Source organism: Streptomyces sp. NPDC088794 (assembly GCF_044750545.1).
Classification (GTDB): Bacteria; Actinomycetota; Actinomycetes; order Streptomycetales; family Streptomycetaceae; genus Streptomyces.
Map to the genome: position 1 here is coordinate 262136 of NZ_JBIVKB010000005.1, position 21240 is coordinate 283375.

Below are 21240 nucleotides of genomic sequence, written 5' to 3' on the forward strand. Positions count from 1 at the left end.
GGCGGTCACTCCGGGCGCAGTCGCAGGGTGAGGATCTGGAACGGCCGCAGTTCGATGGCCAAGTCGCTGTCGTGCAGCGGCCGTTCCAGCAGGTCCGTCACCTCGGCGCGGGCCACCGGGAACCCGGCGCTCAGTGTGGCCCGCGCCCGGCCGCCCCGGGATTCGTAGAGCCGGACCACCACATCGCCGCTCCGGTCCTCCGCGAGCTTGACCGACTCGACGGTCACGCCCGGGTGGTCGACCTGTACGAGGGGTGCCACGACCGGTCCCTCGGCCACCCGCAGCGGCAGGTTCAGCGCCAGCCCCTCGGCGACCGCGTGCACGACGTCCCCGCCGGGCGACAGGGCGTAGGAGAAGCGGTGCTGTCCCAGGTCCGTCTCCGGGTCCGGGCTGTGCGGGGCGCGCAGCAGGGTCAGGCGTACGGTCGTGCCGAGGCCGTCGGCGTGCGGGGTGCGGGTCACGTCGTGGCCGTACGTCGAGTCGTTGAGGACCGCGACGCCGTACCCCTCCTCCGCGACCCGGATCCAGCGGTGCGCGCAGATCTCGAAACGGGCCGCGTCCCAGGACGTGTTGGCGTGCGTGGGACGGTGCACGTGCCCGAACTGGATCTCCGCGGTGGAGCGTTCGGCGTGCACGTCCAGCGGGAAGGCGGCCTTGAGCACCTTCTCCGACTCCTGCCAGTCCACGTCCGTGACGACGTCCACCCGGCGGCCGGCCGCGGCCAGCCGGATCTCCTGCGTGATCCGTGACGTCCCGAACGTCCGCGTCACCCGCACCGCCGCGAGCAGCGGACCGTCCGCGACCAGCTCCACCGACTCGACGTCCGTCAGGTCCGTGTGCCGGCGCCGGTAGTGCCGGTCGATGTCCCAGGCGTCCCAGGCATTGGGGTGGTCGGGATGCAGCTGGAGGAGATTGCCGGGACCGGACAGCACCTCGCGGTCGGCCCGCAGGTCCCGCACCGAGGTGAGCAGACCCCGTGCGTCCACGGTGACCCGGAGCCGGGAGTTCTCCAACACATGGGTGTCACCGACCTGTTGGGCCCGGACGCTCTCGTCCGCCGTGTCCGGCACCGGCGCGCTGCCCAGCCCGGGCACGGTCACCAGACCGTCCCCCACGACCTCGGTCCGCGCGTACGGCGAGGCGTTGAAGACGCTCCGCCCCTCACCCGACGTACTGCCCGGCCCGCCGGCCGACCCCAGCGCGGTCACCGCCGCGGCCGTGATCTCCTCGACCTCCGCCAGCACCCGCGCGTACGTCTCGCGCGCCTCCCGGTGCACCCAGGCGATCGAGGAGCCGGGCAGGATGTCGTGGAACTGGTGCAGCAGCACCGTCTTCCACAGCCGGTCGAGCGCGTCGTACGGGTAGGCGTACGAGGGATCCCGCACGGCGGCCGTCGCGCACCACAACTCCGCCTCGCGCAGCGCGTGTTCGGAGCGCCGGTTGCCCTGCTTGGTCTTGGCCTGGGTGGTGTAGGTGGCCCGGTGCAGCTCCAGATACAGCTCGCCCGACCACACCGGCGCCTGGGGACCGTACTCCTCCTCGGCGGCGGCGAAGAAGGCGGACGGTGTGCCGACCGTGACTCGCGGTGAGCCCTCCAGGGAGCGCAACCGCCGTGCCTTCTCCAGCATGTCGCGGGTCGGACCGCCGCCGCCGTCGCCCCAGCCGAAGGGGACCAGTGAGCGCGTCGCCCGGCCCTTGTCGGCGAAGTTGCGCTCCGCGTGCGCGAGTTCGCGACCGTGCAGTTGCGAGTTGTACGTGTCGACCGGCGGGAAGTGGGTGAAGACGCGGGTGCCGTCGATGCCCTCCCACCAGAAAGTGTGGTGGGGCATCCGGTTCGACTGGTTCCAGGTCAGTTTCTGGGTCAGGAACCAACGGATTCCGGCCAGTTTCGCGAGCTGCGGGAAGGCGGCCGTGTAGCCGAAGGAGTCCGGCAGCCAGACCTCCTCGGTCTCGGTGTCGAGCTCCTCGGCGAAGAACCGCTTGCCGTGCACGAGTTGCCGGGCCAGTGCCTCGCCGCCGGGCATGTTGGCGTCCGACTCGACCCACATCGAGCCCACGGGCGCCCAGTTGCCGTCCCGCACGGCCTTCCTGATCCGCTCCCAGATGTGCGGCTGGTGCTCCTTCACCCACGCGTACTGCTGGGCCTGGGAGCAGGAGAAGACCAGCTCGGGGTAGTCGGCGGCGAGCGCGGTGACGTTGGCGAAGGTGCGCGAGGCCTTGCGGACCGTCTCGCGCAGCGGCCACAGCCAGGCCGAGTCGATGTGCGCGTGTCCGGTCGCGAAGACCCGGTGCGCGCTCGCCGACGCCGGCCGGGACAGCACGTCCGTGAGGGCCGCGCGGGCCGCCGGCGCCGTGCCGGACACGTCGTGCAGGTCCAGCGCGTCGAGCATGTCCTCCAGGGCGCGCAGCACCTCGTGCCGCCGGGCCCGGTCCATCGGCAGCTCGTGCATCAGCTCCGACAGCACCTCGATGTCGAGGCCCAACTGCCACACCTCTTCGTCGAGTACGGCCAGGTCGGCAGCCCGGAATCGGTAGATGGGCGCATCGCCGGCGGTCAGGACGTCGCCCAGGTGCGTAGGTTCGAAGCCGTGCAGTACGGCCGGATTGGCGGCCGCCTCCAGGAGCAGATGCACCGGTTCGCCTCCGCTCGCCGGGGCCCCGAGGGTCAGGTGGCGGTTGCGGGGGTGAATGCCTTTGAGGGGGACGCCCGCGGCGTCGTACAGCAGTCCCTCCGCCTGGAAACCCGGCCCGTCGCCGGTGAATCCGGGGTCGATCACCGCCTCGACCCGTCGGCCCGCCCACTCCTCTGGCACCCGCCCGGTCAACCGGAACCAGCTTGTCGACCAGGGCTTTCCCCACTCCGTGCCGGTCGTGAAGGGCTCGTAGGCGGCCTGCAGCGCCTGGTCCACCGGCACCGGCTCGCCCGGCACATGCCACACGGACAGAGCCAGCGGCACGCGCGCCCCGTACCGCGCGGGCTGCACGAACTGCCGTACCGCGCGCTCCAGTCGGGCCTCAACCAACAGTCGGTCGTCGTGCACGGCGGCTCCTTCGACGCTCGGACGGCTCGGTCCAGGGTGTCATCCACCCGACGGGCAGCGCCGTATCCGTGGCCGAACACCTGGTCGTCCAGGATTGGACATGACTGGCGCGTGTCCCAGAGGGCATGGATCCCCGTGAACGTGTTCGACAAGGAGGGGAACCGACATCGGCACGCAGGCGGGGGTCATGAAGAGGTACGCACGAGGGGGCGGTCCTGTGGCGATCGGGGCCTCCTCGGCCAGGACAGTGGAGGAAGAGGACGACAGTGCCATGGAGCAGGCGCGGTCGCCACAGCTTCGGCGCCGACTCGGGCGCGCCGATCTGAAGGAAGTGCCCGAGGCACGACGGGCGTTGCGCGAGCTGCTGCGGCAGTGGGGCAGGCCCGGACGATCGGAGATAGCGGAACTGCTCACCAGCGAGCTCGTCACCAACGCGCTCATCCACACCGACCACGACGCGGTCCTGACGGCCACCGTCGGACCACACGGACTACGGGTGGAGGTACGGGACTTCGTGGCTCGCAGGCCGCGGCTGCGGGTGCCGAGCGCCGACGAGGGCACGCACGGCAGAGGCCTGGTCCTGGTGCAGTCCCTCGCGGACGCCTGGGGCGTGCGGGCACACGCGGTGGGCAAGGCGGTGTGGTTCGAACTGGACGACGCCGAGATCGCCTGAGGCCCGCGGGCACGCGATCGACATGTCCGGGCACGGCGGAAGGGGCGCGACCCGTGTGGGTCGCGCCCCTTCCGCCGTTGCAAGAGCCCGCTCGGCTAACCGAACTGCTGCTCCAGGTCCTTGAGCTTGCGCTCCAGGGAGTCAAGGCGCGGCAGGGCCATTGTGTCGTCCTCCGCGGTGAGGTCGACGGTCAGCGACTCGGCGCCGGCCTTGCGGACGGGCTGGAGCGAGGGCCGCGAGCGGACGGGCAGCGGCTCGGGCGCCGATATGGCGGTCTCCGCGGAGGCCGGCGCGGACGCCCGCTCCAGGGCCTCCATCTGCCGCCCGCCGTTGCCGCCGCCACGGCCGACGAAGCCGCGGTGGCCCCGGCTGATGGCCTTGAGCTGCGCGCGCTCCAGACGGTCCTGCTCCCGGCGGCGCAGCCGGTTCTGCTCGTGCTGGCGCTTGTCCTCGCGCACCTCGTCGACCGCCTCGTCCAGGCTGCGCACGTTCTCCAGCAGCATCAGCGACCAGGCCCTGTAGGTCTCACGAGGGGCACGCAGCCAGCGCACGATACGGATCTGCGGCAGCGGACGCGGCACCAGACCCTGCTCGCGCAGCGCGGCCCGGCGGGTCTGCTTCAGCGCGCGGTCGAACAGCACGGCCGCGGACAGCGACATGCCGGAGAAGAACTGCGGAGCGCCGTCGTGGCCGAGACCCCTGGGCGCGTGCACCCAGTTGAACCAGGCCGCGGCACCCGCGAACGTCCACACCAGTATCCGGGAGCCGAGCGCCGCGTCACCGTGGCTGGCCTCGCGCACCGCGAGGACGGAGCAGAACATGGCCGCGCCGTCCAGGCCGAACGGCACCAGGTACTGCCAGCCGCCGGAGAGGCTCAGGTTCTCCTCACCGAAGCCGACCAGGCCGCGGAAGGAGAGGGCGGCCGCCACCGCCGCACAGCAGAACAGAAGGACGTAGGAGGCGGTGCCGTATATGGCCTCCTTGCGCCTGCGGCGCTCCTCGCTGCGCTCCCACGAGTCGTCTTTCGCGTGCTCCCCGCCGGACCGCTTGCTCCGCGCGAGCACCGCTACCGCTGCCAGCATGCCCAGGAGCAGTACGGCGCCCGGAAGCAACCAGTTCAGCGATATGTCGGTCAGTCTCATCTAGGGGTCCCTTGCATTGGGATAGGGCGTAACGCCCGCCATAGTGGCCCAATCCCAACGGCCCTCAGGCGTTTTCGGGGCAAGAGGCCGCCAAGGAAGTGCAAGGGGATGCCCAGGGCGGCGTTCTGCTCGAACTGCCGCATGAGGGGCGGGAGTTGAGTTCGAATAAGACTACCCGTACGGGTGGTTCCACGGAAAGTTCCTGCGGCAAGTGAGGAAATTGTGAATCCCCTGTAACCCGCCGGAAGCCTAGTTCGCGGGTGATCTTACGGGACGGCTCGCGGGCCCTGCGCCTGAGGGTCCCTCAACTCGCCTCTGCCAGCAGCCTGGTGACCCGGTCGGCGTCACAGGTGCGCGGGCAGGTGGCGCAGGTGTCCTCGGAGACCAGCGTGTAGGACAGGCAGCAGCTCGCCCGGTCCCGGGTGGGCAGCGACTCCCCTCGGGGGCCGGTGAGTTGACGGAACGCCGCCGAACCGACGTAGGGCCGGGTCGCCCCCGGCAGCAGCGCCTCCAGCTCGCGCTTGGCCCGCTCCTCCTCGCCGACCAGATGGCCGACGTACCAGAGCCCCTCCACGATCTCGTCGGTCGCCATGCCCCACAGGGCCCGTCCGCGCCGCCGCATGCGCGGGCCGAAGCCGGCGAGTACGGGTTCGAGGTGCTCGGCGACGGCGGCCCGCACCTCGGCCCGCAGCGCCTCCTCGTCGGCGACCACCCGGGCGCCGGGCAGCGCCGCCGCCGGATCGCCGGGCAGGCAGGCGAAGCCGTCCGCCCGCACCGACAGGCGGCCCATGCCGAGATCCGGCACGGTGCGGTCGTACGAGACGTGGGTCACGGGGTAGCGCGGCACGCGGCGCAGCAGGAACCACGGCACGGTGATCAGCAGACAGGCCGGCCAGGCGTACCGGTGCAGTCCGAAGCTGGCCACGACATCAGGGCGGGCGCGCTGTCCGTAGTCCCGCACCACCTGGTCGTCGTCCCAGGTCAGGAACGTCTCCAGCCCTTCGTTGCCCGCCGCGAGCGAGTCGGCGGCGACCCAGCCGGCACCCCGCGGGGCCGGCTCCCCGGCCGACCGCTCCACGATCTCCAGGTCCGGAAGGACCCCGGTCAGGCGGGTGTACGCGGCAGTGAGCGGCGAGCCCGGCACCGGCATGCGAGGACCACCCAATCCGCGATCGTCTAGAGGTAAGGCTTACCTTACCCAAGATCATCGGTATTTGAACTGACGGCTTGTGCCCTTATGGTGCTTGACGGACGAGTAACATCGCGCCGTTAATGACCCCAAGTACCGAAACGTCCGAGGAGGACCCGTGAGGCAGAGCACGCAGAGCTCCGCGGAGACGGGAATCCCTCAGACCTGGACCGGCGCGACCCGGGTGCCGCCGCAGGCCGGCGCGCCCGACGTGCGGCGGGAGCGGGCCGTCGCCGCCGGCACCACCCGCGGCGAGCACACCCACAGCGAGCTGCCGATCCCGGGCCCCCGCCCGATCCAGCGGGCCTCCGTCCGCGGCCAGATCCTCGACGCCCTGCGCACCGCACTGGTCGCCGGCGACCTGATACCCGGCGAGGTCTACTCGGCCCCCGCCCTCGGCGACCGCTTCGGCGTATCGGCCACACCGGTCCGCGAGGCGATGCAGCAACTGGCCCAAGAGGGCGCCGTCGAGGTCGTCCCCAACCGCGGCTTCCGGGTGATCGAACGCGGGGCGCGCGAGCTGGCCGAACTGGCCGAGATACGCGCCCTCATAGAGATCCCCGTCATGCTCCGCCTCGCCCGCACGGTCCCGCCGGAACGCTGGTCCGACCTGCGCCCCCTGGCCGACGCCACGGTCCGCGCCGCCACCTCCGGCTGCCGGGCCACCTACGCGGAATCCGACCGCACCTTCCACCGCGCGGTCCTCTCCCTCTCCGGCAACGACCAACTGGTCCAGCTAGCCGACGACTTGCACCGCCGAGCCCAGTGGCCCCTGGTAGGCGGCCCCCCGACCCGAGGCCGAGCCGACCTCCTGGCAGACGCGTCGGAACACACGGTCCTGCTGGAGGCGTTGATCGCCAGGGACGTGGAGGCGGTCAGGGGCTTGGCGGGGGAGCACTTCACGGGGATGTCGTAGGCGGGCAGGGCGCCCACGCCTTGAGAGGCGCGAGCGCCAACGCCTTTGGGGGCGCGGGGAACTGCGCGACCAGCCACGATGGCGCAGCACCAAACAGACAACCCGGCGTGGCACTACCTCTGAACCTCTAAGCAGTTGCCGCATCCGGCGTAGTAGGTGCCAACTGCCGTGCCAACCACGTCGGTACCCCACCCAGCAACCGGAACAACCGCCGAGCCTCCTCCCGCAACCGAGAAGCCTCCGGCTCGGACTCCGCATCGGCCAGCGAGACAAGAGCGGGCGCGGTACCCACGAGGTACCCCAACTCCTCCCGGATCCTCAGTGATTCGGCGAAGCCGTGCCGCGCCTCGACCAACTCCCCGTCCCGCAACGAGAGTCCGGCCAGGTGTCGCCACGTGAACGACAGCAACAACGGATCCCCCAACGCGGTCGCCCCCGCATGCGCCCGCCGATAAGCAGCGCGCGCGGACTGCGGAGACCCGGTCAGATTCTCGGCAAGCAACCCACGCCGAAAGTCCAACAGAGCCCGACCGGAAGCCCCCGGAGGGATCAGTGCCGCAGCCCGCCCCAGCGCGGCCCGCGCCTCGTCGGCCCGGTCCCGCACGGTGTGCAGCGTCGCCGCGTACGCAAGGTACCCGCGTTCACAAGCGGCAGCGCCCCGCTCCTCGTCGGCGTGGGCCAGCGCCTCCGCCGTACGCAGCGCGTCCTCCGCGTCCTCCCAGCCCTGCTCGGTGTACAGACACCGTTCGACCAGCAGCGACGCGCGCTGCAACGCGGCCGGTGCCGTGACCGGTTGGAGCAGGGCCGCCGCGTCGGCCCAGCAGGCCCGCGAGCGCAGCCGCCATACCGCGGTCTGGAGGGGATCGTCACCTGCGGTCGTTCCGGTACCAGACATGGCGGTATGCGCCACGTTGCCCTCCCCGAGCACGCCATCGAGCTTTGAGTGGTGGCCGCATCTCAGCACGAATCCAGGTACCGGGCCAAGGGGGTAGGTGAAGGATTTCACAAAGTCGTGGGTGTCGGCGGAGCCCAGGGCCCTGCCCGAGATCAGCTCATCCGCAGTGCCAGGAAGAAATCCAGCTTGTCCTCAAGGCGGGAGAGATCACGGCTCGTCAACTGCTCGATCCGGCCGACGCGGTAGCGCAGCGTGTTGACGTGCAGGTGGAGCCGGGTCGCGCAGCGGGTCCAGGAGCCGTCGCAGTCCAGGAAGGCCTCGAGGGTGGGGATCAGCTCGGCGCGGTGGCGGCGGTCGTACTCGCGCAGCGGGTCCAGCAGGCGGGCGGTGAAGGCGCGGCGGACGTCGTCGGGGACGAACGGCAGCAGCAGGACGTGCGAGGCGAGTTCCTGGTGGCCGGCCGCGCTGACCCGGCCGGGGCGGGCCGCGGCCACCCGGCGGGCGTGCCGCGCCTCCTCCAGGGCGCCGCGCAGACCCTCCGCCGAGTGCACGGCCGCGCTGACGCCGAGCGTGACCTGTCCGTCGTCGTCGAGACCGGCCGACAGCGGCTGCCGTACGGACTCCAGGAGCGCGTCGGCGACGATCCCGGACTCCGAGCCGTCGTGCTCGGTGGAGACGGCGGGCAGCGGGACCAGGGCGACCGCCTCGTCGCCGGTGTGGGCCACGGCGATGCGGTCGGAGGGCTCGGGCCCGGTGGCGAGCGGGTCGACCAGGATCTCCTCCAGGAGGGCCTGCGCGACCGGGCCGGGCTCGATGTCGGTGCCCGCCCAGTCGACCCGCGCCACGACCACCTGCCAGTGCGGGGCCGCGCCCAGGCCGGGCAGCAGTACCGGCGCCGCGACTCTCAGCCGGGCCGCGATCTCGCCGGGGGCCGCGCCGGCCTGGACGAGTTCGAGGACCTCCTGGGCCAGGCGCCGGCGGACCGTGCGCGCCGCGTCCCGGCGGTCCCGCTCGACCGAGATCAGCTGGGTGACGCCCTGGAGCAGGTCGAGCCGCTCGGCGGGCCAGTCGCCCGCGTCCGCCTCGACGGCCAGCAGCCAGTCCGACAGCACCGTCTCGCGCACGTCCCGGCCGGCCTGCGCCGGACGGCCGGTGCTGCGGATCGGGAAGAGGCTGTACGTCGACGGGCCGAGCGTCACCCGGTGGGGGCCGCGCCGGCCGGTGCGGGCGGCGGCGAGCTGTGCGCCGGCCAGCTTGGCGCAGGTGTCCGCGGGCAGCGCGCCGCTCACCTTGGGGCCGGCGATCAGGCGGCCGGTGGGGGACAGGACCCAGGCCCGCAGGTCCAGGTCGGAGCCGAGCAGGTCGAGGACCACGTCGGGACCGCCGCCCGTCGGGCCCGAGGTCATCATCCGGCGGTGCCGGTCGACGACCGCCGCCAGGTCCCCGGCGCGCTCGCCGCTGACCTGCCGTACGACATGCTCGGTGATCGTCGCGAAGGCAACGGACTCGTGCACCGCGAACAGCGGCAGCCGGTGCTGGGCGCAGGCCGTCACCAGGTCGTCCGGGACGGCCCCGAGCTCGGCCTCGCCGGCCGCCAGGCCCGCCACCCCGGCCTGCGACAGGAGCCGTACGAACGGCTCGGAGTCGGTGGCGTCGTGGCGCCAGGCCAGACCCGTGAGGACCAGTTCGCCGCCGGACAGATAGCGGCTGGGGTCCCTGAGGTCGGTGGTCATGACACCCCGGACGGTGCGATCCAGCTCGTCCGCACCGCCGAGCAGCCTGAGGCCCAACGCATCCGTGTCCAGAAGCGCGCGCAGCCGCATCTCGTCGCCGCCGTTCCGTGTCTCGAAAACTACGATGAATCCTGAGGGGCCGTGGGCGCGGGACCGTGTCCCACGTTTCCACAGGAAATCCGAGAGGTTGCTGATGACCTCCATTCATACGAATCTACAAGATGCCCGCGTTGGCCAGCCAACTCCTTCATGGTTTCGGTGACTGACCCTGGTGGAGTACGACGCTGTGTACTGAGCCCACTCCGCGTAAACAGCACATGAACGAGCCGGGGCCGCCGCACACGATCTGGCTCATTCCGTACGACGCGTACGACCCGTACGACCCACGAGACGAAGAAGAGAGCCGGTCATGGACTTCCTTCGCCCCGCCAGCTGGGAGGAGGCGCTCGCCGCGAAGGCCGAGCACCCCACCGCTGTGCCGATTGCGGGCGGCACCGACGTGATGGTTGAGATCAACTTCGACCACCGGCGGCCCGAGTACCTGCTCGACCTGACCCGCGTCGCCGACCTCTACGAGTGGGAGACCGGCGAGGACAGCGTGCGGCTCGGTGCCTCCGTCCCGTACACCAGGATCATGGAGCACCTGCGGGCCGAGCTGCCGGGGCTCGCTCTCGCCTCGCACACGGTCGCCTCCCCGCAGATCCGCAACCGCGGCGGTGTCGGCGGCAACCTCGGCACCGCCTCCCCGGCCGGCGACGCCCACCCCGCCCTGCTGGCGGCCGGCGCCAAGGTCGAGGCCGAGTCGGTGCGCGGCACCCGACTGATCCCCATCGACGCCTTCTACACCGGCGTGAAGCGCAACGCGCTGGCGCCCGACGAGCTCATCCGCGCCGTCCACATCAAGAAGGCGGACGGCCCGCAGCAGTACTCGAAGGTCGGCACCCGCAACGCCATGGTGATCGCCGTGTGCGCCTTCGGCCTCGCGCTGCACCCCGGGACCCGCACGGTCCGCACCGGCATCGGCTCCGCCGCCCCCACCCCGGTGCGCGCGAAGACGGCCGAGGAGTTCCTGAACGCGGCCCTCGACGAGGGCGGCTTCTGGGACAACGGCAAGGTCATCACCCCGTCCGTCGCCAAGCAGTTCGCGGACCTGTGCGCCGCCGCCTGCAACCCGATCGACGACGTCCGTGGCACGGCGAGCTACCGCCGCCACGCGGTCGGCATCATGGCCCGCCGCACCCTGACCTGGACCTGGGAGTCCTACCGCGGCGCCCGCCGCGCCTCGGAGGGAGCTGCGTAATGCGCGTCAACTTCACTGTCAACGGCCGCCCGCAGGAAGCGGACGACGTGTGGGAGGGCGAGTCCCTGCTGTACGTCCTGCGCGAGCGGATGGGCCTGCCCGGCTCCAAGAACGCCTGCGAGCAAGGCGAATGCGGCTCCTGCACGGTCCGCCTGGACGGCGTGCCGGTGTGTTCCTGTCTGGTCGCGGCCGGACAGGCCGAGGGCCGGGACGTGGTGACCGTCGAAGGTCTCGCGGACTTCGCCAAGCAGCGTGCCGAGCACGGGAGTTGTGGAACGGGATCCTGCGGTACGTCACTCGACGAGGCCAAGGGCTGGCAGGCGAAGCCGCTGGACTCGCAGACCGGCGAGGGCGTCGAACTCGCCCCCATCCAGCAGGCTTTCATCGACGCCGGCGCCGTCCAGTGCGGCTTCTGCACCCCCGGTCTCCTCGTCGCCGCCGACGAGATGCTGGAGCACAACCCGAACCCGACCGACGCGGACATCCGCGAGGCGCTCTCGGGCAACCTGTGCCGTTGCACCGGCTACGAGAAGATCATGGACGCGGTGCGCCTGGCGGCCGCCCGACAGGGAGAGGCGGTCTGACATGCCCGGCAGCTCCGCAAAAGGCGCCCCCATCGGCACTCCCACCAAGGTCACCCAGGGTTCCCAGACCAAGGGCGGCATCGGCGAGTCCACGCTCCGCCCGGACGGCACCCTCAAGGTCACCGGCGAGTTCGCGTACTCCTCGGACATGTGGCACGAGGACATGCTCTGGGGCCAGATCCTGCGTTCCACGGTCGCGCACGCCGAGATCGTCTCCATCGACACCGTCGAGGCGCTCAAGACCCCGGGCGTGTACGCCGTCATGACGTACGACGACCTGCCGACCGACGTGAAGAACTACGGCCTGGAGATCCAGGACACCCCCGTCCTCGCCCACGGCAAGGTCCGCCACCACGGCGAGCCGGTCGCGATCGTCGCCGCCGACCACCCGGAGACCGCGCGCCGTGCGGCTGCGAAGATCAAGGTCGAGTACCGCGAACTCCCGGTCATCACCGACGAGTCGTCCGCGACCGCGCCGGACGCGATCCTCGTCCACGAGGGCCGCGACGACCACCACATCGGCCACGTCCCGCACCCGAACATCGTGCACCGGCAGCCGATCGTCCGCGGAGACGTGGAATCCGCCCGCGAGCGCGCCGACTTCATCGTCGAGGGCGAGTACACCTTCGGCATGCAGGACCAGGCGTTCCTGGGCCCGGAGTCCGGTCTCGCGGTGCCGGGCGAGGACGGCGGCGTGGACCTCTACATCGCCACCCAGTGGCTGCACTCGGACCTCAAGCAGATCGCGCCCGTCCTCGGTCTGCCCGAGGACAAGGTCCGGATGACGCTGTCCGGCGTCGGCGGCGCGTTCGGCGGTCGCGAGGACCTGTCGATGCAGATCCACGCCTGTCTGCTGGCCCTGCGCACCGGCAAACCCGTGAAGATCGTCTACAACCGCTTCGAGTCCTTCTTCGGCCACGTCCACCGCCACCCCGCCAAGCTCCACTACGAGCACGGCGCGACGAAGGACGGCAAGCTCACGCACCTCAAGGCGCGGATCGTCCTGGACGGCGGCGCCTACGCGTCCGCCTCTCCGGCGGTCGTCGGCAACGCCTCCTCGCTCGGCGCCGGCCCCTACGTCGTCGACAACGTCGACATCGAGGCCATCGCCCTCTACACCAACAACCCGCCCTGCGGCGCGATGCGCGGCTTCGGCGCGGTCCAGGCGTGCTTCGCCTACGAGGCCCAGATGGACAAGCTCGCCGACAAGGTGGGCATGGACAGGGTCGCGTTCCGTCAGCTTAACGCGATGGAGCAGGGGACGGTGATGCCGACCGGGCAGGTGGTCGACTCCCCGGCGCCCGTCGCCGAACTCCTGCGCCGCGTCCAGGCGATGCCCATGCCGCCCGAGCAGCAGTGGCTCGCGGCCGGCGAGGCCGCGGACGTACGGCAGTTGCCGGGCGGCCTGTCCAACACCACGCACGGCGAAGGCGTCGTACGAGGTGTCGGCTACGCGGTCGGCATCAAGAACGTCGGCTTCTCCGAGGGCTTCGACGACTACTCGACGGCCAAGGTCCGTATGGAGGTCGTCGGCGGTGAACCGGTCGCGACCGTGCACACCGCGATGGCGGAGGTCGGCCAGGGCGGCGTCACCGTCCACGCGCAGATCGCCCGCACCGAACTGGGCGTCACGCAGGTGACGATCCAGCCGGCGGACACCCGGGTGGGCAGCGCCGGTTCGACCTCGGCGTCCCGCCAGACCTACGTCACCGGTGGCGCCGTCAAGAACTCCTGCGAGCTGGTCCGAGAGAAGGTCCTGGAGCTGGGGCGCCGCAAGTTCGGTACGTACCACCCCGCTTGGGCCACCGCGGAGCTCCTCCTGGAGGGCGGCAAGGTCGTCACCGACGGCGGCGAGGTCCTCGCCCACCTGGTCGACGTGCTCGACGGGGAGGCCGTCGAGGTCGAGGCGGAGTGGCGGCACCGGCCGACCGAGCCCTTCGACCTGCGGACCGGACAGGGCTTCGGCCACGTTCAGTACACCTTCGCCGCGCACCGGGCCGTCGTCGAGGTCGACACCGAGCTGGGCCTGGTCAAGGTCATCGAACTGGCCTGCGCCCAGGACGTCGGCAAGGCGCTCAACCCGCTCTCCGTCATCGGCCAGATCCAGGGCGGCACGACCCAGGGCCTGGGCGTCGCGGTGATGGAGGAGATCATCGTCGACCCGAAGACCGCGAAGGTCAGGAACCCCTCCTTCACGGACTACCTCATCCCGACCATCCTCGACACGCCGACCATCCCGGTCGACGTCCTCGAACTCGCCGACGACCACGCCCCGTACGGGCTGCGCGGCATCGGCGAGGCGCCGACCCTCTCGTCGACGCCGGCGGTCCTGGCCGCCATCCGCAACGCGACGGGCCTGGAGCTGAACCGGACGCCTGTGCGTCCAGAACACCTGACAGGAACCGCGTAACACCCGCCGCCGCTGCGGGCAGTCGTGCCGCTGGGGCGGCACGGGTGGGCGCAGCGGCACCCCGACGCCGGGCAACTGTTGATCGACGTTGCCCCCGACTCGGCAAATCTGTTCGTCTCGGGCCGTCCCCCGGGTCGTGCACATCCCAAATCCCGCTGAACGCAAGGACGTTCACGGGTGCACCTTTGAACCTTGGGAGACGGCACCATGACCCAGCAGTCCCTGGAGCCCAGGACCACGGCCGAAGACGCGGGCGAAGGCACCCGCGTCCCGGCCGGCAGGTCCTGGCTCGACCGGTACTTCCACATCACCCAACGCGGATCCTCCGTCGCACGCGAAGTGCGCGGCGGCGTCACCACCTTCATGGCGATGGCGTACATCCTCCTGCTCAACCCGCTGATCCTGTCCGGGAAGGACGTGGCGGGGCACACCCTCGGCCAGAACGCGCTCATCACCGCGACCGCGTTCGCCGCGGCCTTCACCACGCTCCTGATGGGCTTCTTCGGCAAGGTGCCGCTCGCCCTCGCCGCCGGCCTGTCCGTCTCCGGCGTGCTCTCCTCGCAGGTCGCCCCGCAGATGACCTGGCCGCAGGCCATGGGGATGTGCGTGATGTACGGCGTGGTCATCATGCTGCTGGTCGTCACCGGCCTGCGCGAGCTGATCATGAACGCGATCCCGCTGGCGCTGAAACACGCGATCACCATGGGCATCGGCCTGTTCATCGCCCTCATCGGCTTCTACAAGGCCGGTTTCGTGCACCAGGGCAAGGCGACCCCGGTCACCCTGGGCCCGACCGGTGAACTGGCGGGCTGGCCCGTGCTGTTGTTCGCCGTGACCCTCCTCGCGATCTTCATGCTCCAGGCGCGCGGCATCCCGGGCGCCATCCTGATCGGCATCGTCGGCGGCACCGTGCTCGCCGTGATCCTGAACGCCGTCGGCGCCATCGCCCCCAAGCAGTGGGCGAGCGGCGCGCCCGAACTGCACGGCAGCGCGGTCTCGATGCCGGACTTCTCGATCTTCGGCAAGGTCGAGTTCGGCGGCTGGGGGCAGGTCGGCGCGATGACGGTCGGCATGATCGTGTTCACGCTCGTGCTGGCCGGCTTCTTCGACGCGATGGCGACCATCATCGGAGTCGGCACCGAGGCCAAGTTGGCCGACGCGCAGGGCCGGATGCCGGGCCTGTCCAAGGCGCTGTTCATCGACGGCGCGGGCGGTGCGATCGGCGGTGTCGCGGGCGCCTCGGGGCAGACCGTGTTCGTCGAGTCGGCGACCGGCGTCGGCGAGGGGGCCCGTACCGGACTCGCCTCCGTCGTCACCGGCCTGTTCTTCGCGGCCTGTCTCTTCTTCACCCCGCTCACCGCGATCGTCCCGGGCGAGGTCGCGGCCGCCGCCCTGGTGGTCATCGGCGCCATGATGATGATGAACGCCCGGCACGTGGACTGGGCCGACCGGGCCACCGCGATCCCGGTCTTCCTGACCGTCGTGATCATGCCGTTCACCTACTCGATCACCGCGGGTGTCGCGGCCGGTGTCGTCTCGTACGTCGCCATCAAGATCGCCCAGGGGCGGGTGCGGGAGATCGGTGCCTTCATGTGGGGCCTGACAGTGATCTTCCTGGTCTATTTCTCCCTCAACCCCATTGAGAGTTGGATGGGCGTGCACTAGCGCCCTGCCAACGACCCTTCGCGCAACCGCTGTTAAGGAGACCGAGAGATGCTGGACATCGCCGAGGAGCTGAACCGCTGGGTCGAGCGGGGCCGCGACTTCGCCGTGGCCACCGTCGTGGCCGTCGGCGGCAGCGCCCCCCGTCAGCCGGGCGCCGCCCTCGCGGTGGACGCCGACGGCACGGTGATCGGCTCGGTCTCCGGCGGCTGTGTGGAGGGCGCGGTGTACGAGCTGTGCCGGCAGGCCCTCCAGGACGGCGAGACCGTCCTTGAGCGCTTCGGCTACAGCGACGAGGACGCCTTCGCCGTCGGCCTGACCTGCGGCGGCGTCATCGACATCCTCGTGACCCCGGTACGGGCCGGCGATCCCGCCCGGCCGGTGGTCGCCGCCGCGCTGGCCGCCGCCGCGAGCGGTGAGGCGGCGACGGTCGCGCGGATCGTCTCCGGCCCGGCGGACCTGACCGGCCGCGCGCTCGTGGTCCGCCCCGACGGCTCCTACGAGGGTGGCTTCGGCGCCCATCCGGAGCTGGACCGCACGGTCGCCGCCGAGGCCGGCGCCTTCCTGGACGCGGGCCGCACCGGCACCCTGGAGATCGGCGAACAGGGCTCGCGGTGCGGGGCGCCGCTCACACTCCTGGTGGAGTCCTCGGTGCCACCGCCCCGGATGATCGTCTTCGGCGCGATCGACTTCGCGTCGGCGCTGGTCCGCATCGGCAAGTTCCTGGGCTACCGCGTGACGGTGTGCGACGCGCGTCCCGTCTTCGCGACCGGCACCCGCTTCCCGGATGCCGACGAGATCGTCGTCGAGTGGCCCCACAAGTACCTGGAGCGGACGCGGGTGGACGGACGCACCGTCCTGTGCGTGCTCACCCACGACGCGAAGTTCGATGTCCCGCTGCTCGAGCTGGCGCTGCGGCTGCCGGTCGCCTACGTCGGCGCGATGGGCTCCCGCCGCACCCACCTGGACCGCAACGAGCGGCTGCGCGAAGTCGGCGTGACCGAGATCGAGTTGGCGCGGCTGCGCTCGCCCATCGGCCTCGACCTGGGCGCCCGGACGCCGGAGGAGGTGGCGCTGTCGATCGCCTCCGAGATCGTCGCCGACCGGCGCGGCGGCAGCGGGGTCTCCCTCGCCGGCGCCCACACGCCGATCCACCACGACCCCACGTCGGCGCCACCCCGGCGGATCGGGTCGGTGGCCTGAACGGGCTTCGCTGACAAAGGCGTTGGGCAGGGCCGGTCACTTCGCGACGGACTTCGGCCTGTCCGGTCGTACCGAGAAGGCCGTGTCGCCCGCCACGGCCACGATCGCGTCCTTGACGAGCAGGACCGACGGCACGGTGTCGCTCGCGGAGTCACCGGGGTCCTGGAGTGCGGAGGTGCGCCAACGCACCACACCGGTACGGGCGTTCAGGGCGAGCAGCCGGCCGTACTGGTTGGCGAGGTACAGCGTGTCGGACTTCGCCGAGTACACCGGCGTGGAGAGGTTCTCGATGTCCGTCTCCCGCTGCCACAGGCGCTTGCCGTCGCTCACCCGCACGGCGGTGACCGTGCCGTTGGGACGGACGAAGTGGACGACATCCCCGACCAGCGTGGGCGTGCCGCGTGTCGTGCCGGGCAGCGGGATCCGCCGGCCCCCGCCGAGGGGGTCCACCGCCATCAGGGTGGTGTACGGCTGGTCCTCGCCGCTGCCGAAGGAACCCTCCGCCAGTTTCGGTACCGCGAACAGCGGCCGTCCGTCGGCCGTGCCCAGCGGCACGGCCCCCGTGGGCAGGGTGGCGATCTCCTTCGCCGTGCCGTCGACGGGGTCCAGGTGCACCAGGGCGACCTCGCCCTTGGAGGGATCGTCCGCGGGTGTGCACAGGCCGTACGGGGTGCCGCCGAGGACCGCCGGGGTGCAGGCGTCGCCGACGCTCGACGAGGCGCGCGTGGTCCACAGCAGATGGCCCGTCTCGTCGTAGGCGACGTACTGCGTCGCCTTCTCGTCCATCGCCAGGACCCCGCTGTCGAAGAGGACGGCGTCACGGTCCTCGCTGACCGGGTGTGCCCACAGTTGGGCGCCGGTCCCCGCGTTCAGGGCGACCAGGCGCCGGGGGATGTAGGTCTCGGTCGAGTCCGGCTTGACGTAGGTGTAGACGCGGCCGTCCCGTACGCCCACGGGGCGCGAGGTCTCGGGGCTGGTGCCCTTCCGCCACGCGACCCGGCCGGAGGCGGCGTTCAGCCGGACGGTCGTGAAGCCGGTGCCCGCGCAGTACACGGCGGTCGAACCGCCCGCCACGCAACCGGGCTTGAGCTCGTCGAGGGGGTCGCCCTTCTTCGCGGAGAGCAGGCTCGCCCGCCAGGGGCGCCAGTCGGCGGGCAGGCTCACGGCGGGAGCGGCCGGGCTCGCGGAGGCGTCCGAGGAGGCCCCGCCGGTTCCGCCGCTCGCTACGAGGTGCGCGGTGGTGATGCCGATCGCGGTCACCGCCAGGGCCGCGCCGACGCCGAGCAGAACGCGCCGCGTCCGACGGCCGCGTCCCGTGATCGCTCCGGATCCCGTGTCCGTCGCGGTGTCCGCCTGGTGGGCCGCCGGTCCGGGGCGCGGGCGGGAGCTTCGGCGACGGCCGGACCCCGGCTCCGTCGTGCCGTCCGGCACGGTGAGGTCGGAGGCCAGGTCCGGCAGGGACTCCGCGGACTCGTCCACCGGCAGTGTCAGCAGGTCGCGGTGGAGGTCCTCCAGACCGGGCCGGGCCGCCGGGTCCTTCTCCAGACAGCGGGCGGCGAGGGAGCGGAGGGGCTCGCGCACCCCGTCCAACTTCGGTGCCTCGTACATCACCTGATAGCCCGTCAGGTACGGACTCCCGCCCTCGAAGGGGCGGTTCCCGGTGGCCGCGTACACCAGCAGCGAGCCCAGCGAGAAGACGTCCGAGGCGGCGGTGACGTCCCTGGGGGAGGAGAACTGCTCGGGCGACATGAAGGGCGGGGTGCCGATCAGCCGGCCGGTGACGGTGAGGTCCTCGTTGTCGGCGGCGCGCGAGATGCCGAAGTCGATCACGCGCGGACCGTCCTCCGCGATCAGGACGTTGCTCGGCTTCAGGTCCCGGTGCACGACCCCCGCCCGATGGATGTCCCGCAACGCCTCGACCAGGCCCAGCGCGAGGGTACGCAGCCGACGCCCGCTCAACGGGCCCTGTTCGGCGACCACTTCGGTCAGCGTCCGGCCCGGCACGTACAGCGTCGCCATCCACGGCTGCTCGGCGTCGGGATCGGCGTCCACGACCGGCGCGGTGAACGCGCCGCTCACCCGTCTCGCCGCCGCGACCTCCTGCCGGAAGCGGGCCCGGAACTCCTCGTCGAGCGCGTACTGAGCGTGCACGACCTTGATCGCGACCTGTCGCCCCGAGGCCGAGAGCCCCAGATGCACCACGCCCATGCCGCCGCTGCCCAGTCGGTCGATCAGCGTGTAGCCGGCTATGGACGCGCCCGTGGACTCGGCATTTCCGGAGCTCAGCGACATGCGCCGGTCACCTTTCCCCATTCTCTCGCCTGGACGGACCACTCAAGGGGTTCACCCTAGGGCGTCGGTTCGCGGGCCGGTGCACCGACCGAGGAACCGACCGGTCGGTCACCTTCGGTCACTCCATCCTGAGCAGCCGGTTGACCGCCCGCCCGAACACGAACCGGCCCGCCCGCACGAGCACCGGGTCGAAGAGCCCCGGCAGCAGCCGCACCCCCAGCTCCTCGCGCCATACCACCCGGCTGCGTCCGCCGGGGCCCGGCCGCACCTCGATCTCGGCCCAGCCCCGCACGACCCGCCCCCGCTTCTCCAGCCGGCACAGGCCGGGTTCGTCGTCCGACGGGGGCTGCCAGAGCGTGACCTCCATCCGGTCGTCGAAGCGGAGCGGGCCCAGTCCCGAGCGGGCCACGAACACCGTGCCCACGTGCGTCGGGGAGGGCGTGGCCACGATGACCCGGGTCAACGGGACCACCTCACCGTGCCGGGGCCACTCGGTGAGGCGGCGCCATGCCTCGGCCAGGGGGAGGGGTGCCGTGCGTTCGAGCTCGAAGGTGACCACGACACGATCGTAAGGAATCGCGGCTGCTCAACGGCGTGTTCGCCCGCCCGCCACGCACTTGGCCCAGTGGCGCGACCGTCGAAAGACGCAGCCCGGTCGGGGAGCCGCTCACTTAGTCCGTGAACAGGATACTTTCCGCAGGAAGCAATAATTTCCCTTACCGAGATGTCGCCGACCGCGCATCCGCGGCCGCCTGTTGATTCTTTTGCCGTGCGTCAAGCGCAACGGTTCATCAATCGCCGCGAAACGCGAAGGAAACAGGCCCGGCGCAGTCTGTGGTCCGCGCTTCCGCAGCTCAGGCCGCCAGGTCGGCGGTTCGTATTTCCCTTCCCGAATTTCACGATCTCTTTTCATCTGCCTTCGGGCAAGGAGGTATTGCATGTCCGGGTTCAGCATCAGCCGACGTGGTCTGCTGGTCGGCGCCTCGGCCGTCGGCGCGTCCGCCGCGCTCAGCGCCTGTGGCGCGAAGACCGGCACCGAGACCTCGTCCGGCGCCGGCGCCAAGGCCGACACCTCCGGCAGCACCGTCAAGGTGGGCCTGCTGAACTCGCTCTCGGGCACCATGGCCATCAGTGAAGTGACCGTCCACAACGCGCTGCTGCTCGCCGTGAAGGAGATCAACGCGGCCGGCGGCGTGCTGGGCAAGACGCTCAAGCCGATCAGCCAGGACGGCGCCTCCGACTGGCCGACCTTCGCCGAGAAGGCGGAGGCCCTGATCAAGGACGACAAGGTCGTCGCCACCTTCGGCTGCTGGACCTCGGCCAGCCGCAAGGCCGTCAAGCCGGTCTTCGAGCGCTACAAGTCGCTGCTGTTCTACCCGGTGCAGTACGAGGGCCTGGAGCAGTCGCCGTACATCTTCTACATCGGCGCCACCACCAACCAGCAGATCGTGCCCGCCCTCGACTACCTCAAGAAGCAGGGGCTGACCCGCCTCTACCTGGTCGGCAGCGACTACGTCTTCCCGCGCACCGCCAACAAGATCATCAAGGCGTACGCGAAGGCCAAGGGCATGACGGTGGTCGGCGAGGACTACGCGCCGCTGGGCTCCACGGAGTTCAGCACCATCACCAACAAGGTCAAGAGCGCCGGCGCGGACGCCGTCTTCAACACCCTCAACGGCGACAGCAACGTGGCCTTCTTCAAGGAGTACAAGTCCGCGGGCCTGACCGCCAAGAGCCTCCCGGTGCTCTCCGTCTCGATCGCCGAGGAGGAGGTCAAGAGCATCGGAACGCAGTACCTGGAAGGCCAGTTGACCGCCTGGAACTACTACGAGACCACCCCGGGCGCCGCCAACACCACGTTCGTGAAGGCCTACCAGGCCGCCTACGGCAAGGACAAGCCGACCTCCGACCCGATGGAGGCCGCCTACATCTCCCTCTACCTGTGGAAGGAGATGGTCGAGAAGGCCGGCTCCTTCGACGTCGCCAAGGTCAAGGCGGCCAGCGACGGCATCCTCCTCGACGCCCCCGAGGGCAAGGTCACCGTCGACGGCGCCACCCAGCACGTCTACAAGACGGCCCGCATCGGCAAGGTCGGCTCCGACGGCCTCATCGAGGAGGTCTGGAACTCCGGCAAGCCCATCAAGCCGGACCCGTACCTGAAGGGCTACTCCTGGGCGAGCAGCCTCTCCTGACTGCCCGT

The 21240-nt window shown here is 71.1% G+C and carries 15 protein-coding genes; 8 read left to right on the top strand and 7 right to left on the bottom strand.

Translation table 11 applies throughout. The features are described from left to right. Window positions 1-5 precede the first annotated feature (5 nt). Window positions 6-3041, bottom strand: coding sequence for an alpha-mannosidase (locus ACIP6U_RS16545; protein WP_401717566.1), 3036 nt, complete (start codon window positions 3039-3041; stop codon window positions 6-8). Window positions 3042-3312: 271 nt separating this feature from the next. On the opposite strand from ACIP6U_RS16545, the gene ACIP6U_RS16550 reads away from it, so the two are divergent. Beyond that, on the top strand, window positions 3313-3714 hold the full coding sequence (locus ACIP6U_RS16550; RefSeq protein WP_401718525.1) for an ATP-binding protein: 402 nt from the start codon (window positions 3313-3315) through the stop codon (window positions 3712-3714). Between the two features lie 95 nt (window positions 3715-3809). Here ACIP6U_RS16550 and ACIP6U_RS16555 read toward each other — a convergent pair whose 3' ends face one another. Continuing rightward, complete coding sequence (locus ACIP6U_RS16555; RefSeq protein WP_401717568.1) at window positions 3810-4856, bottom strand: DUF2637 domain-containing protein; 1047 nt, start codon at window positions 4854-4856, stop codon at window positions 3810-3812. 304 nt (window positions 4857-5160) lie between these two features. After that, window positions 5161-6006, bottom strand: coding sequence for a (2Fe-2S)-binding protein (locus ACIP6U_RS16560; RefSeq protein ID WP_401717571.1), 846 nt, complete (start codon window positions 6004-6006; stop codon window positions 5161-5163). A gap of 157 nt (window positions 6007-6163) precedes the next feature. Here ACIP6U_RS16560 and ACIP6U_RS16565 point away from each other — a divergent pair, with 157 nt between their 5' ends. After that, a complete protein-coding gene (locus ACIP6U_RS16565; protein WP_401717574.1) occupies window positions 6164-6961 on the top strand; it encodes a GntR family transcriptional regulator in 798 nt (265 codons plus the stop codon). 127 nt (window positions 6962-7088) lie between these two features. Here ACIP6U_RS16565 and ACIP6U_RS16570 read toward each other — a convergent pair whose 3' ends face one another. Together ACIP6U_RS16570 and ACIP6U_RS16575 are read right to left on the bottom strand one after the other, a co-directional pair. Beyond that, the gene (locus ACIP6U_RS16570; protein ID WP_401717577.1) at window positions 7089-7871 is read right to left on the bottom strand and encodes a hypothetical protein; all 783 of its coding nucleotides are present in this window, start codon (window positions 7869-7871) and stop codon (window positions 7089-7091) included. A gap of 137 nt (window positions 7872-8008) precedes the next feature. Beyond that, window positions 8009-9679 carry a PucR family transcriptional regulator gene (locus tag ACIP6U_RS16575; protein WP_401717579.1) on the bottom strand — a complete coding sequence of 557 codons (1671 nt, stop codon included), beginning with the start codon at window positions 9677-9679 and terminating at the stop codon, window positions 8009-8011. A 319-nt stretch (window positions 9680-9998) separates the two neighbouring features. Between ACIP6U_RS16575 and ACIP6U_RS16580 the strand changes: the two genes are divergently transcribed. The 5 genes from ACIP6U_RS16580 to ACIP6U_RS16600 all read left to right on the top strand — a co-directional run bounded on the left by ACIP6U_RS16580 (window position 9999) and on the right by ACIP6U_RS16600 (window position 16748). Further along, window positions 9999-10889: an FAD binding domain-containing protein gene (locus ACIP6U_RS16580; protein WP_401717582.1), complete on the top strand. Its 891-nt coding sequence runs from the start codon at window positions 9999-10001 to the stop codon at window positions 10887-10889. After that, the gene (locus ACIP6U_RS16585; protein ID WP_401717585.1) at window positions 10889-11473 is read left to right on the top strand and encodes a (2Fe-2S)-binding protein; all 585 of its coding nucleotides are present in this window, start codon (window positions 10889-10891) and stop codon (window positions 11471-11473) included. Before ACIP6U_RS16580 ends, ACIP6U_RS16585 begins: the two co-directional genes overlap by 1 nt. A gap of 1 nt (window position 11474) precedes the next feature. Further along, window positions 11475-13883 carry a xanthine dehydrogenase family protein molybdopterin-binding subunit gene (locus ACIP6U_RS16590; RefSeq protein ID WP_401717588.1) on the top strand — a complete coding sequence of 803 codons (2409 nt, stop codon included), beginning with the start codon at window positions 11475-11477 and terminating at the stop codon, window positions 13881-13883. A 207-nt stretch (window positions 13884-14090) separates the two neighbouring features. Next, the gene (locus ACIP6U_RS16595) at window positions 14091-15548 is read left to right on the top strand and encodes an NCS2 family permease (protein WP_401717591.1); all 1458 of its coding nucleotides are present in this window, start codon (window positions 14091-14093) and stop codon (window positions 15546-15548) included. Between the two features lie 48 nt (window positions 15549-15596). Further along, the gene (locus tag ACIP6U_RS16600) at window positions 15597-16748 is read left to right on the top strand and encodes an XdhC family protein (RefSeq protein WP_401717594.1); all 1152 of its coding nucleotides are present in this window, start codon (window positions 15597-15599) and stop codon (window positions 16746-16748) included. A gap of 36 nt (window positions 16749-16784) precedes the next feature. On the opposite strand, the gene ACIP6U_RS16605 is transcribed toward ACIP6U_RS16600, so the two are convergent. Continuing rightward, on the bottom strand, window positions 16785-19040 hold the full coding sequence (locus ACIP6U_RS16605; protein WP_401717597.1) for a PQQ-binding-like beta-propeller repeat protein: 2256 nt from the start codon (window positions 19038-19040) through the stop codon (window positions 16785-16787). A 118-nt stretch (window positions 19041-19158) separates the two neighbouring features. Continuing rightward, window positions 19159-19599 carry an SRPBCC family protein gene (locus tag ACIP6U_RS16610; protein WP_401717600.1) on the bottom strand — a complete coding sequence of 147 codons (441 nt, stop codon included), beginning with the start codon at window positions 19597-19599 and terminating at the stop codon, window positions 19159-19161. A gap of 379 nt (window positions 19600-19978) precedes the next feature. On the opposite strand from ACIP6U_RS16610, the gene urtA reads away from it, so the two are divergent. Next, window positions 19979-21232: an urea ABC transporter substrate-binding protein gene (gene urtA / locus ACIP6U_RS16615; protein WP_401717603.1), complete on the top strand. Its 1254-nt coding sequence runs from the start codon at window positions 19979-19981 to the stop codon at window positions 21230-21232. The last annotated feature ends 8 nt before the right edge of the window (window positions 21233-21240 follow it).